Raw genomic sequence first — 12,754 nt, 5'->3', positions numbered from 1 at the left:
CGCGGGGCGGATCGGCGCGGAGACTGACTCCGACTGGAGGTCTGTCGATGGCGACGATGCGGGTGTTGCGCCTGGTGCTGCACGGCCGGTCCCGGCAGCCGGTGCTGCTGTTGGGTGAGCTCGACGGGCAGCGCTGCCTGCCGGTGTTCCTGCGGCACCCCCAGGCCGAGGTGATCGCGGTGGGTCCGCGCGGGGAGCGCGACGCGCCACTGACCCAGGACCTCCTGGTCCCGGTCGTCGAGGGGCTCGGCCGTCGGCTCGACAGCGTCGAGATCACCGCGCTGACCGACGGGGTCTTCACGGCGGAGCTGGTCTTCGACGCCGGGACCCGGATCGCGGCGCGGCCGAGTGACGCGCTGGCCGTCGCGGTCCGGGACGGGCTGCCGATCGTGGTCGCGGACGCGATCCTGGACGAGGTCGGGCAGCCGATCGCCGACCTGTTCCCGCCCGGCGCCGACGCACCGCCGGGCGAGCAGCTGCGCGAGTTCCGTGAGTTCATCGCCGACGTGCGCCCGGAGGACTTCCGGGACCCGCCCGACTAGGACGCTCCTGAATGATGCCGCTCGTCGCGAGCGGTGATCCAGTTGGATGCGTCGCAAGGCTCTGCCGTCTTCGGAGTGGCCGATACCGGGGTGGTATCGGCCACGAGGACAACGCCGCGAGGCGCTGGCTGGGCGCCGCGCAGCAGAGCATGCATTGTTCGGGGCGCTCCTAGGGTCGTCGATCCACCGGATGCCGCGCGGAGCGGTGCGCGACTAGTCCGATTGCACCCAAGCGGGGCGCAGCGTGCTGACTGCCCTTGTGCGGGTCGTGACCTCTGAGTAGGTCTGGAGAGGGTCAACGGAGACTCGAGGAGGAACACATGGGTGGAAACAAGATCGTCGTCTACAAGGAGCCCGGCGTCGTCGTGGTGGAGGACCACGACGTGCCGAAGCTCGAGGTCCCGACCGATGTGGCCAAGGCCAAGGGGCTGACCCAGAAGGCAGTGCACGGGGTCATCCTGCGCAACATCGCCACGAACATCTGCGGGTCCGATCAGCACATGGTCCGCGGCCGCACCACCGCCCCACCAGGTCAGACCCTCGGGCACGAGATCACCGGCGAGATCATGGAGAAGGGCGAGGACGTCCAGTTCCTCGACGTCGGTGACATCGTCACGGTTCCGTTCAACATCGCGTGCGGACGCTGTCGCAACTGCCGGGACGGCCAGACCGGCATCTGTCTCAACGTGAACCCGGCCCGGGCCGGCTCGGCCTACGGCTACGTCGACATGGGTGGCTTGGAGGGCGGCCAGGCCGAGTACGTCATGGTGCCGTTCGCCGACTTCAACCTGCTGAAGTTCCCCGACCGGGACCAGGCGCTGGAGAAGATCCTCGACCTGACGATGCTCTCGGACATCTTCCCGACGGGGTATCACGGCGCCTACACCGCCGGCGTCACGACCGGGTCCACCGTGTACATCGCGGGCGCCGGACCCGTCGGGCTCGCCGCGGCCTACTCGGCGCAGCTGCTCGGCGCGGCCGTCGTCATCGTCGGGGACCGCAATGCCGAACGTCTGGCGCAGGCGCGTTCCTTCGGCTGCGAGACCGTGGACATCTCCCAGGACGCGACGCTGGAGGACCAGATCGCGGAGATCCTGGGCACGAACGAGGTGGACTGTGCCGTCGACGCGGTGGGGTTCGAGGCCAGCGGCCACGGCAGGGACGCCGCCGAGGCGCCGGCCACCGTGCTCAACTCGGTCATGACCCTGACCCGCGCCGGTGGGCGGCTGGGCATCCCCGGCCTGTACGTCACCGGTGACCCGGGTGCGGCCGACGATGACGCCAAGCAGGGGACGCTCAAGGTTCGGCTCGGGCTGGGCTGGGCGAAGAGCCACACGTTCTCCACCGGGCAGTGTCCGGTGCTGAAGTACAACCGTGGGCTGATGATGAGCATCCTGCACGACAAGGCGCACATCGCGAAGGCGGTGAACGCCACGGTGATCCCGCTGGACGATGCGCCGCGCGGCTACCAGGAGTTCGACCAGGGCGCGGCACGCAAGTACGTGCTGAACCCGCACGGACTGATTCCCAACGTCGCCTAGGAACGGGCCAAGGCGCGTTGCCCACGACGCGTCAGTCCAGTGATCCGCGCCTCTCGTACGGCGCGCGGGAACAAGATCGGAGTAACGTTCGTTTCGCTAGCTAAAGAGTTTGGTCGATGACGTACCGGCCGACGCAGCCGACCGGCACGCGGAAGGAGTGATGGATCATGTGGGAGGACCTCACTGCGGCCCTGTGCATCATCGGTTTCACGGGAGTGGTTGCGGTACTGCTGGTCGATCTGCCAGCGGTGCTCAATCCGGCACTGACCGTGCGGGTACCCGAGGCACTGACCCGCGTCGTGACGGGCGTGCATTGGGGAACCGCCGTTCGGTAGGTCGCTGAGCACCACCGGGCGGACTTACCCAGGTCCGGCCCGCCTCCGTCACGAGGATGGAGGCGGGCCGGATCGCCGGAACTCAGTAGTCGCCGGAAATTAATAGTCAGAGCCGTACTTCGACTCCTCGCAGCGGTCGGCGGGCAGGTTGTACCGCTCGCACAGCCGGTCGATCATTTCCCGGCGCACCTGCTCGTTGCGCCGGTTCGCCTGTGCTTCGGTCTGCGTCGGGGGCTCTGGCGCGTGCCGCATCCTCGTCGTCTGCTGAGTGGCCTGCTGGTCGAGCTTCGGCAGGGCCTGGCCCCCGCTCCGGGGTTGGGCGAGTTTGTCCGCCGACGTCGTCGGGGTGTCGCTCTCCGGGTGCGGGGCGACCGGTGCCGCCGCCTCCGCTCCCGCGTTGCCGGGAGTGGCCGTCGCGGAGGTGCCGGTCGGGGCGGGTGCCAGGTTCGCCGGCGCCAGGCGCGCGGGTTGCCCCGGGGCCTGTCCGCCACTCAGCCGCAGTACCGCGACGACGCCCATGCCCAGTGCCAGCAGCACGGCGCCGCACGCCAGTGCCCGGATCGTGCCTACCAATAGTCTCCCCCCAGAGAACGGCCAGTGTCTGGCAACTGGTCTAACGAGCGAGCCCGGGCGGAGTCGCGGCCCGTCAGGTAGGCCCGGTTCCTGGAGCGACGTTCCTAGAGCGACGGGTAGCCGCCGCCCAGCAGGAACTCGCGCGACGACACGGACACGTCGCTGAACTGGTCCTCGTCGCCGTCGGCCCGCAACTGCGCCTTCCAGGCGTCCTCGAGATCCGCGGCCAGTTGTGCCGCCCCCCGGCGGTTGTCCTTGAATCTGCGCTCGACCTGGGTCCGGGCGACCGCGAATTTCCCCTTGCCGCGCAGCACCGTTGCGCCGAGCTGGCGGCAGATCAGGTACTCGATGTTCGGTGGGCCGGACCGGGCGCCGGTCTCGTCGGCCTCCGTCAACCCGAGCCGGTCCACCGCGCGATGCAGGGCGAGCAGGGGTGTGCGCAACCCGGCGTCGGACTTGCGCATCTGCCAGCCGATCCAGATCGGGACGCGGCGCACGTTGTCGGCGACCACCGGCAGTGCCGGGCCCACCACGGTCTGGTAGTCGCCGGCCCGGTCGATCAGCCGCCCGGTGTGCTCCTCGCCCGGCAGTTCGACCCGGTGGTCGCGCAGCAACTGCTGGACCACTTGGGGCAGCACGTCCGCCGGGCCGGCGCCGGACGCGAGCAGGTCGGCGATGCCGCTGTTGACGGCGGCGAGCCTGGCCCGGGAGGCACCGTTCACCGAGAGCTGCAGGTGCAGGAAGGCGAGCTCGTCGAGCACCGTCATGGAGCACCCGAGGAGCCCGATCGCCGGGAACTGGCCGAGGAACGACAGGATCGCGTGCATCGACCCCTCGCGGGCCGGACCGACGAGGGTGAGCGGCAGGCAACCCTCGGCGGCGTTGCTCGCGCGCCGGTGGTCGGCCTCGTGCCGGTACCGGCCGCGTGCCTTGGACCGGTCGTGCGGGAGTACCAGGAACCAGTTGCCCGTGCGGTAGCCCGGGCGGGTGTCGGCCAGCCACAGCCCGAGTCCCCGGTCCTCGCAGTGCCGGGCCAGCCGGTCGGCGATCTGCAACCGGATGTCCGCGCTCGGCCGTTGCAGCGCGATCGCGAACCGGATCGCCATGGACGAGGACCTCGCGGGCTCGATCACCCGGCCGTTGATTCCCCCGCTCTCGCGGAACGAGTTCGTCGGCGGCAGCTGAGCGGGACACTGCAGCGTGAGCAGGGGTGCCTCCCCGGCCTGCAGTGCGGTCTCGGCGATGTGCTGGAGCGTGTCCAACACCGCGAGGCCGTGCCGCAGCAGCATCCGCTTCGGCTCGTCCTCGATGGAGATCACACCCTCGAACGTCTGCGCCGACTCGTGCTGGAAGGTCAGGTTGGGCCGTTCGGAGCCACGGAAGCCGAACCGGTCGCCGGCGTTGTGCTCGAGATCGACCCAGGCGCCGTGCTGGTGCTCCCGCGAGCCGGGACGCGCGGGGGAGTCGCCGATCCGCGTCCCGATGACCAGACCCACACCGTGGGCGCCGGACGACAACGTCTCGGCGAACCCGCTCCTGTCCGAGCCGCGGGCGGCGATGTCGACCAGGGCGCCCGGCCGGTCCGCGAGGTGGTGGATCTCGAACTCGACCTGGGTGGACGGCTCGTGCAACACGCGGTAGCCGGCGCGGGCCAGGTCCGCCAGCGCACGGGTGGAGGCCGTCACCGGCCGCGTCCGAGCGCGGAGAAGAACCGGGCGTCGCCCCGGACGCGGGGCACGTCGACAGCGTCGAGCCAGCGCGGCGCGCCAAGGCGGACCAGCTCGGCGGTCTCCCGGCCGGTCCGCCTGCGGAGCAGCAACGTCACCGCCCCGGCCAGCGGGACGACGACCATGGTCCCGAACGCGACCTCGACCCAGCCACCCGGCAGCCCGGCCGCCACGACACCGCCGACCGCCGCGACGACCCCGATGCAGAGGTTGGCCACCGCGCGCGGCAGTGCCCGCAGATGCCCGGCGACCGAGTGCCGGTCCGACAGCGCGAGCCGGGTGTAGAGGAAACCCGGCACCAGCAGCAGCACCGAGATGACGGCGTCGGGGTCCTTGATGGCGCCGAGCGTCACCCGGGCCTCGGCACCGAAGGGCCAGCCGAGGCGGGCGAGGCACGCGGCAAGGACGTAGCCGACGATCGCGACGATCACGGCGTACAGACACACTCTGCGCGGCCCGGCCGCCGTGGTGTCCCGCAGCAGCATGCCCGCCCTGATCTGCACGGGCGTCCCGGTGACCGCGGCCTGCGCCGAGCCGCGCCAGTTCGCGTGCGCGCGACTGCTGGTCGGGTCGTTCTCCAGCGCCATGTCCAGGTAGAGCTCCTCGTCGTACAGCTCCTCCGCCGCCTGCCGCAGATGCTCGGGGAACAGCCGAGGATGGCGCAGGATCGAGCTGTCGACCTCGCCCTGTCGGCCCGCCGTGCCCTCGCCGGAGACCGCGAGCAGGGCCAGGCTGGTACAGGCGACCATGCGCTGGGTCGGGATGGCCATCCCCGCCTGGGCCGCGTCCCAGCGCCGGCGCCGGACCAGGTCGGCGAGGATGCGCAGGGTCGTCTGCATCTGCAGTTCCAGGATCTTGCTCGAGGCGCGGCTCGGGGTGCCCCGCTCGATGTCCCGGCGCTGGTTCTCCAGGCGTTGCGCGAGGACCGTCAGGTCGGTGCGCAGCGTGTCGGCGGTTCGGGCGTCGGCGTCGGTGCTCAGGTACATCCGTGCGATGTCCACGCCCGCCTCGGTCTCCACGACCAGGTGGTACGCCGGGATCGATGAGGAGATGTGGCTGCGGTAGTCCAGGCAGTAGCCGTCCGCGCTGGACCGCAGCAGCCGCGCGATCCGCCGCCCGGGCTGCATCTCCGGTTCGACGTGCAGTGCCGTCTCGTAGGTGAGCAGGTGCTCGTCGGTGGTGGGCTCCAGGGCGACGATCAGCAGGTCGTTGTCCAGCGCGATGTCGAAGAGCTCGAAGAAGTCGGCAAGGACCGCCTCGTGCTTGTCGAGCACGGCCAGCGCGAGTGATCGGTAGCGCGCTCCCTGCCCCTCGAGGACACCTTCGCTGGTGAGTCGGGGGAGCACGGCCTCGGGTCGGTGGCGCTCGGTCATCAGGATGTCGATCGCGTGCTGTACCAGCCATTCGGACTCGTGCGCCCGGTGCAGGAATCGGTGCAGGTCGGACTCGGGGGTGGCCGAGGGCAGGCTGTCCAGGATCCCGCGCAGCAGCCGGAACAGTCCCGAGGCGAGCAGCCGGCTCGCCTCGTACTGGGTCAACCGGGGCAGCCGCGAGCCAGCGGCGTCGAAGACCTCGACCGGGGCGGCACTCTGCCGGGAGATGCGCGCGACCGGGACCCAGATCCGGTCCGCTCGGCTGCCGCCCCGGCGCGGCCCCGCATTGCGTAGCTCCCGGGACAGGGTCGCGGCGTGGCGCTGGCCCGAGTCCAGCATCCGGAGGCTGATGTCGATCTCGGTGATCCGCCGGGCCACCCGGTGGTCGGTGATCGTCAGCCGCTCGGTGAGCCGACGGACGTGGTTGAGGCGCAGTGCCGAGTCGAGGAAGGAAAGGCCGATCGCGGCTGCGCTGAACTGGCGCGGCGGCGCGCCCGGCACCGGGACGCTCATGATCGCGTGCTGCAGCGCGGTCCGCCCGTCCACCCGCGTCCCCCGTCCGCCACTGTTGGTCCGAATGGTGGTGGGCGGGGCCGACGTCCGGGACCGCCGACCGGATTGTCCGAGACCGTGCTGATCAGGTCAACCTGGTCCGGGGCGGCGACGGCCCGGTCAGCTGAGCGTTATGTTGACGGCGGCCACGGCGAACACCGTTGCCAGCCCGAGCCCGGCGAGCCCCGGCAGCACGGCGAGACCCAGTCGGACGTCGGCGGGGTCGCCGGAGGTCCGGGCGCCGCGCACCGCTCGCTGACACAGCACCAGCGGCGTCACTCCCAGCCCGGTGAGCAGCAACGCGATCGTCAGCAGGGTCGGCGGCCCCCACACGTCGGTGCTCAGTACCAGGAACAACTGGAGCCCCACCGGTCCCGCCACCGCCGATGCGAGGGCGAGCCAGCCGTTCGCCGTGCCCCCTCGGGGCACACCTGCCCCGGTCGGGAGCGCTCCCTTGGCACCCAGTTCCTGCCGCGCCGCCCGGATTGCCGCCCGCGCCCCCGCCGGGTCCATGGGCGCGTCACCGCGCCCGGGGCCGCTGGGCCCGCACAGAATCACGGCCAGTTCGGCCTGGCCGCGCTGCAGGCGACGGACCGCCCCGGCGGCACCGGTCCCGGCACGCACAACGCCAGCGCCGCCACCACGGCCCGGCGCGCCCAGGAGGTGTCCCGGTGCACGTACAACCAGCCGATGCCGGCGCCCGCGACCGCGGTCCAGAGCAGGTGCAGCCCCCACCCGCTGACGAGCCCGCGGGCCAGGAACTGGTTCACCACCGGAACGACGGTGTCGAAGCGGTCGCCGGTACCGGTGGTGGTCGATGAATAATGGGTTCATGGGTGATCGGCCGTCGCGGGAGCTGGTCATCGACGGCAGCGTGGTTGTGGTTCGCATTCGGGTGTCCCGCCGGGCGCGGACGATGCGCCTCGTTGTCGGTCCTCGGCATCCGCCGGAGGTAGTGGTACCCGCCGGTGTCCGGGAGAGGTCGGTCGACGAGTTCATCGCGGTGAATCGCCGTTGGCTCGCCGACAAGGTCGCGGCATTACGCGCGGTTGCGGAGCGTCCCCGCGAGCTGTTCCTGGAGCGACCGGGGACGGTCTGGCTGGCCGGCGAACCCGTGCCGGTCAGCTACCGCGAGGCCGGTCGACCGGTCGCGGCCCTGCAGGACGGCCGGCTGGTCGTCGGGGGCACCGCCACGGCCGCCGCCGCCGCGATCGAGCGGTGGTACCGCCGTGAGTCCCACCGCAGGCTGCAGGAGGCGGCCGAGCCCGAGGCGGCTCGTTTGGGCGTCCGCTACCAGTCGATCGGCGTCCGCGACCAACGGACCAGATGGGGCTCGTGCTCGCGCGTCGGACGGCTCTCGTTCTCCTGGCGGCTCGTGCTGGCCCCGTCCGACATATTGGCCTATGTCGTGCTGCACGAGCTCTGCCACCTACGCGAGTTCAACCATTCACGGTCGTTCTGGCGGCTGCTCGAATCGGTGCGCCCGGACTGGCGGGAGCAGGCGGCCTGGCTGCGGCTGCACGGTCACGAACTCCACGAGTATCAGCCCGCGAGTGGGTTGGTGTCCGGCCCTGACCTGGGGTAACTGTCTCCGGGCCGGACAGCTCAGTTGGGCGGTCCCGGTATCAGAACCACGGTCGCGGCCTGGGCCTGGCCGTTCGCGTCGTCCCACCCGAGGGTCATCCGGTCGCCCGGCCGGTGTGGGCCGACCAGTCGGTTGAACTCCTCGGCCGAGTTCACGTCGGTGCCGTTCACCGAGGTGATCACGTCACCTGGTGACAGCCCGGCCTCGTCGGCCGGCGAGTCGTCGGCTACCCCGGCCACAAATGCACCGGCCGCCGATGAACCCAGCCGCGGCCGCGACTGGGGGTGTGCCCGGTTGAACCCGGCCAGCGCATCCCGGACAGCGCGGTCGGAGAATCCGGTGACGGCGACACCGAGCAGGCCGGTCTCCCCGATGTGCACGGCCGCGCTGGTGCTGCCGCCGCGGATCTGGCTGACCACCTCCATCGCGTTGTTGATCGGGATCGCGAACCCGGTGCCGCCCGGTTTCTGGCTGCGGGTGTCGACCGAAGCGGCCACGTCCACCCCGATGACCCGGCCGGCCCTGTCGACCATCGGACCGCCGGAGTCGCCGGGCCGGATATCGGCGGCGGCCTCGATCAGCCCGGTGAGGTGCTCGGCCTGACCGGTCAGCTCGTCGCTGGTGGTGATGGAACGCCCCAGGGCGGTGACCGGGCCGGTCACCACGCTCGGGCGGCCACCCACCCCGCCGGCGTTGCCGATCGCGGCCACCTGGTCGCCCACCCGCACGGTGTCGGAGTCGCCGAGGGTTGCGGTGCGCAGGCCGGACGCGCCGCGCATCCGCAGTAGCGCGATGTCGTGCACCTGGTCGTAGCCGATCACGGTCGCCGAATAGCTTCGGCCGTTGCCGATGTCGGTGACCTTGAGGCTGGACGCACCAGCGATCACATGGTTGTTGGTGAGCACCTCGCCGCTCGAGCTGAGCACGATCCCGGTGCCGGCGCCGATCGCGTTCTGGGAGGGGAGCTCGGCGGTGACGTCGACCAGGCCGGGGGCGACCTGGCGCCGCAGTGCGGACGCCTGGTCGGTGGTCAGTGGTGTGCGGTTCTGCACTGGGCCGGGTGGCTCGCTCTGGTACGCCTGGGCCTGCTCGGCCCAGGACGGCATGCTGATCCGGAACACGCCCTGGTGCAGCCCCATCGCGCCGATCAGGACAACCGCGACGATCATCAGCACCACGAACACGCCGCTCAGGCCGGTGCCGGCGCGCTCGGGGGGTGGGGCGAGCGCGCGCGTCGCCGGGGCGGACCACGCTGAGCGCCGTCGATATGGACCGGTCGCCGGGCGATGGCCGGCGGGGGGCGGGCCGTAGCCGACGGGCGGGCCGTGGCCGGCAGGTGAGTAGTGGCCGGCGGGTGGGTAGTGGCCGGCGGGTGGGTAGTGGCCGGCGGGTGGGTAGTGGCCGGCGGGCGGGTCGTACCGGTCCTGGGGCACCGGGTAGTAGTCGGTGGGCGCGCCGTACGCCTGGTGCGGCGGCGGGCCGTATCCACCGTGGCGCGGAGGCGGACACTCGCCCGGCGGCGGACCGTATCCGCCCGACGGGTGGTTCACAGGCCCCTCCTCTACGCCAGTGCGACCGGTGTCCGCGTTGCTACCTGACAGTCGCCCCCGGTCACCCTGGCGTTACCTGATCGCCCATCCGAGGCGGAAACGGCGGCCGGTCGGTCACCGAAGGTGACCGACCGGGGCGTGCATCCGGGGGGCGGGCTCAGGCAGCCGCGGCCGTCCGCCTGGCGGAGCGGATCGTCCAGCTGATCAGCACCGTGTACGTGACGGCCATCAGCACGTTCGACGCGGCCACCGCGCCGTCGATCGGCAGCAGGAAGACCAGTGGGACACGCAGCAGGGACTCGACCAGCAGGCCGCCGCCCCAGACCAGCGAGCTGACGTAGTACCGCCGGCGCACCAGCGGTTCGCCGTAGCGGGCCCGGATCCCGGCGGCCCCGGCGGGCCCGGCGAACCGCTGGGCGGCGTGGTAGCCCAGCGGCCGGTGCAGCGCACAACTCCCGAGGAAGAAGATCCCGGCCAGGAAGCTGGTCAGCGAGTCCTTCAGCACCGCGAACCGCGGCTGCCTTGTTGCCGGCTGCCTCTGTGGTCACCACCCAAGGATCTGCCCGTGTGTGTCCCTCAACCCCGGACAACGGTCACGGTTCGCACCTGACGGATGTCATCCCCCGCCGGGCTTCGCGGCCGCGGTGTGGGCCGACCAGGCGGCGGCCAGGCCGGCGTTCTGGGCGGGAGTGCTGCCGTAGGTGACGATCTCGTCGGCGCCCGCGTCCCGGAACCGGCGCAGGGTCGCCACACACTCGGGCACCGAACCGAGGGCGCAGGACTCGCTCATCCACCCGTCCGGGACGAGGGCGGCGGGGCCGAGCAGGTCGGCGCGGTGGAACCTGAGGTCACTGACCGAGTCCATGCCGCGGAACTGCTCGTGCTCCCGCAGCGCCCGCAGCGGAGCCGGATCCCACCCGTTGAGCCGCACCAGCATCTCGCCGTAGCCCGGGGCGTCGAGGTAGGTGACCGCGCGGGCGTGGGCCAGCGTCCTGGTCTCGGTGTCGTCCAGGTCCGGTGCCGTGATGACGGACTGGCAGATCCGCAGCGTCGCGGGGTCGCGGCCGATCCGGCGGCACTCCTCGTGCAGGCGGTCGACGATCGCGGCGGTGGCGGTCGGGGTGAACACCGGCGGCAGCAGCACGCCGTCGAAGGCTGCCGCGCAAGCCCGGGCGCCGAGCGGCTGCCCGAGGGTGCCGAACCAGACCTGTGGCGCCGGCACGTCGGGGTCGACGTCCTCCAGCGCGAGGTGCGGGAAGGTGCCGGCCGGGCCGTCGTAGCTGACCTGCTCACCGGCCCAGAGCCGACGCAGGATGTCGACGTAGTCCACCAGGGCCGGGTAAGTGGGCATGCTGAGGCCGGCGCCCCGCAACCAACCGGGGTTGCCCCGCCCGAGCCCCAGTACGAAGCGCGGACCGAACGCGGCCTGCATGGTGGCGCCGAGCCCGGCGGCGTGCAGCGGGTGCCGGGCGGGCGCGGTGATGATCCCGGAGGCGACGTCGATCCGGGTGGTGCGGGCGGCGATCGCGGCGAGCAGGACGCCGGCCTCCTTCAGGTTCCAGCGCTCGGACAGGAACACCCGGCGGAAACCGAGCTGCTCTGCCTCGACGCCGTCCTGGATGCCCTGCGCGGCACTGCGCGCATCGGTGACGTAGCGGGACTCGCGGGCCCGGGCCAGGACGCGACCGCTGATGACGTAGGCGCTCAGGTCGTCCAACCGGGGCGGGAGGCCGTGGTCGGGAGCCGCCGCGATCGTGGACGCGGCCGTGGGCGCGGCCATCAGAGCGTCCCGAACGCGTCGAGCTCGGCGGCGTGGGTCAACGTGCGCAGCACGAGCGTGTCGGCCAGGCCGCGTTCGTCACCGGCGATCGCCATCGCGCCGAGCATCGCGATGCCGGGTGCGAGGGTGTACAGCAGGCTCTGGCGGTAGTGCACGACGCACTGCTCCCAGGAGTAACCGACGACACCCAGGGTGCTCAGCCGCTGGTGGTAGCGCTCGAGCAGTGACCCCCAGTTCTCCTGGAGCAGGCCGGGCTCGAGGCTGCCGGACAGCAGGTAGGCGACGTCCTGGGTGCCTCGCGTGTGTGCCAGCAGCTGCCAGTCGATGAACACCGGCTCGCCTCCCGGCCGGAAGAAGATGTTGTCCGAGCGGCAGTCGTTGTGCACGAGGGTGTGGGGCCCCTCGTCGCAGCGGGCCAGCACCGCGGCCCAGTCCGGCGCGGCCTCCTCGATCGAGGCCAACAGCCCGGCCGGGACACGGCCCGCGTAGCGCTGCCGCAGCTCCGGGACGCCACTGACGATGAGCTGGGTGAGCATGCCGGCGAACGTCGGGTCGGACAGCGACACGGTCCACCCCGACCCGGCGGGGACCGGCTGTTCCCAGAACGCCGCGTGCAGGTCGGCGAGCACGTCCATCAGGCGCTCCGCGTCCGCGAGCTCCAGGCCGGCGACCTGATCGCCCATCCGCAGGTCGCACAGGTCCTCCAGCAGCAGCGGCGCCCGGTGCCCGTCGCCGGCGTGGTAACAGCGCGGTGCGGCGACCGGCAGCAGCGGGGCGGCCTCGCGGTAGAACCGGTGTTCCCGGTCGAAGATGCCGAGGGCGCCGTCCATCGCCTGCTGGGTCGGCGAGGTGCCGCGGAACTTGGCGATGACGCTCGCCGGACCGGCCGCTCCCGCGTCGTACCGCAGCCGGACCCTGGCCAGCTCGCCGGCGGCCCCCGCGATCGCGAGCGGTTCCACCGAGATGGCGGTGACGGCGGCCCGGGGTCCGCCGCCGTCGGCGGTGGGCGGCAGCACCTTGTCGAACCAGGCGGCGTCGAGCGCGGCCAGGGCGGTGGGGATGGTCGCCATCGGCATCGGTGGCTCCTGGGTGGTCGGTCGCCGGGTGCCCGGCTGGGCACTGGCCGGATTGCCGGCGGCAGTCTAGTGCGTAATAAGAGTCACTCTCAATACGGCTCTGACACGCAAGATGAGTCC

At 71.8% G+C, this 12,754-nt stretch carries 12 protein-coding genes and 1 pseudogene; 4 read left to right on the top strand and 9 right to left on the bottom strand.

What is annotated here, in order from left to right; genetic code table 11:
- Positions 1–47: 47 nt before the first annotated feature.
- The 3 genes from ACTXG6_RS29860 to ACTXG6_RS29850 all read left to right on the top strand — a co-directional run bounded on the left by ACTXG6_RS29860 (position 48) and on the right by ACTXG6_RS29850 (position 2,418).
- A complete protein-coding gene (locus tag ACTXG6_RS29860) occupies positions 48–542 on the top strand; it encodes a bifunctional nuclease family protein (RefSeq protein WP_445182734.1) in 495 nt (164 codons plus the stop codon).
- 320 nt (positions 543–862) lie between these two features.
- Complete coding sequence (fdhA, locus tag ACTXG6_RS29855) at positions 863–2,083, top strand: formaldehyde dehydrogenase, glutathione-independent (RefSeq protein ID WP_445182733.1); 1,221 nt, start codon at positions 863–865, stop codon at positions 2,081–2,083.
- Positions 2,084–2,250: 167 nt separating this feature from the next.
- Positions 2,251–2,418: a hypothetical protein gene (locus ACTXG6_RS29850; protein WP_445182732.1), complete on the top strand. Its 168-nt coding sequence runs from the start codon at positions 2,251–2,253 to the stop codon at positions 2,416–2,418.
- Positions 2,419–2,517: 99 nt separating this feature from the next.
- Here the strand turns inward: ACTXG6_RS29850 and ACTXG6_RS29845 are convergent, their stop codons facing one another.
- The 5 genes from ACTXG6_RS29845 to ACTXG6_RS29825 form a co-directional block, all read right to left on the bottom strand.
- Positions 2,518–2,991 carry a hypothetical protein gene (locus ACTXG6_RS29845; RefSeq protein ID WP_445182731.1) on the bottom strand — a complete coding sequence of 158 codons (474 nt, stop codon included), beginning with the start codon at positions 2,989–2,991 and terminating at the stop codon, positions 2,518–2,520.
- Between the two features lie 104 nt (positions 2,992–3,095).
- Entirely contained in the window at positions 3,096–4,676 is a 1,581-nt protein-coding gene (locus ACTXG6_RS29840) for a hypothetical protein (protein ID WP_445182730.1), read from the bottom strand.
- Entirely contained in the window at positions 4,673–6,637 is a 1,965-nt protein-coding gene (locus tag ACTXG6_RS29835) for a hypothetical protein (protein WP_445182729.1), read from the bottom strand. The genes ACTXG6_RS29840 and ACTXG6_RS29835 overlap by 4 nt, the downstream gene beginning before the upstream one ends.
- A gap of 126 nt (positions 6,638–6,763) precedes the next feature.
- A complete protein-coding gene (locus ACTXG6_RS29830; protein ID WP_445182728.1) occupies positions 6,764–7,156 on the bottom strand; it encodes a hypothetical protein in 393 nt (130 codons plus the stop codon).
- A gap of 41 nt (positions 7,157–7,197) precedes the next feature.
- On the bottom strand, positions 7,198–7,416 hold the full coding sequence (locus ACTXG6_RS29825) for a hypothetical protein (RefSeq protein WP_445182727.1): 219 nt from the start codon (positions 7,414–7,416) through the stop codon (positions 7,198–7,200).
- 59 nt (positions 7,417–7,475) lie between these two features.
- Here ACTXG6_RS29825 and ACTXG6_RS29820 point away from each other — a divergent pair, with 59 nt between their 5' ends.
- Positions 7,476–8,228 (top strand): M48 family metallopeptidase, encoded by a 753-nt coding sequence (locus tag ACTXG6_RS29820; RefSeq protein ID WP_445182726.1) that lies wholly within the window; start codon positions 7,476–7,478, stop codon positions 8,226–8,228.
- Between the two features lie 20 nt (positions 8,229–8,248).
- Here the strand turns inward: ACTXG6_RS29820 and ACTXG6_RS29815 are convergent, their stop codons facing one another.
- From ACTXG6_RS29815 to ACTXG6_RS29800, 4 genes and pseudogenes are all read right to left on the bottom strand, one after another.
- Positions 8,249–9,778: a S1C family serine protease gene (locus tag ACTXG6_RS29815; RefSeq protein WP_445182725.1), complete on the bottom strand. Its 1,530-nt coding sequence runs from the start codon at positions 9,776–9,778 to the stop codon at positions 8,249–8,251.
- 157 nt (positions 9,779–9,935) lie between these two features.
- Positions 9,936–10,292, bottom strand: a pseudogene (locus ACTXG6_RS29810) (VC0807 family protein); the annotation flags it as partial.
- A gap of 102 nt (positions 10,293–10,394) precedes the next feature.
- On the bottom strand, positions 10,395–11,558 hold the full coding sequence (locus tag ACTXG6_RS29805; protein WP_445182724.1) for a TIGR03857 family LLM class F420-dependent oxidoreductase: 1,164 nt from the start codon (positions 11,556–11,558) through the stop codon (positions 10,395–10,397).
- Positions 11,558–12,634 carry a phosphotransferase gene (locus tag ACTXG6_RS29800; protein ID WP_445182723.1) on the bottom strand — a complete coding sequence of 359 codons (1,077 nt, stop codon included), beginning with the start codon at positions 12,632–12,634 and terminating at the stop codon, positions 11,558–11,560. Before ACTXG6_RS29800 ends, ACTXG6_RS29805 begins: the two co-directional genes overlap by 1 nt.
- Positions 12,635–12,754: the final 120 nt, after the last annotated feature.

This window comes from Pseudonocardia sp. Cha107L01 (assembly GCF_052566575.1).
Note: the sequence above shows the minus strand (reverse complement) of the source record. Positions and strands in the feature narration are given on the sequence as shown.

Coding starts and splice junctions, on each gene's coding strand:
- ACTXG6_RS29860 (WP_445182734.1), top strand. CDS start 48: ATGGCGACGATGCGGGTGTTGCGCCTGGTGCTGCACGGCCGGTCCCGG.
- fdhA (WP_445182733.1), top strand. CDS start 863: ATGGGTGGAAACAAGATCGTCGTCTACAAGGAGCCCGGCGTCGTCGTG.
- ACTXG6_RS29850 (WP_445182732.1), top strand. CDS start 2,251: ATGTGGGAGGACCTCACTGCGGCCCTGTGCATCATCGGTTTCACGGGA.
- ACTXG6_RS29830 (WP_445182728.1), bottom strand. CDS start 7,156: ATGGACCCGGCGGGGGCGCGGGCGGCAATCCGGGCGGCGCGGCAGGAA.
- ACTXG6_RS29820 (WP_445182726.1), top strand. CDS start 7,476: ATGGGTGATCGGCCGTCGCGGGAGCTGGTCATCGACGGCAGCGTGGTT.
- ACTXG6_RS29805 (WP_445182724.1), bottom strand. CDS start 11,558: ATGGCCGCGCCCACGGCCGCGTCCACGATCGCGGCGGCTCCCGACCAC.
- ACTXG6_RS29800 (WP_445182723.1), bottom strand. CDS start 12,634: ATGCCGATGGCGACCATCCCCACCGCCCTGGCCGCGCTCGACGCCGCC.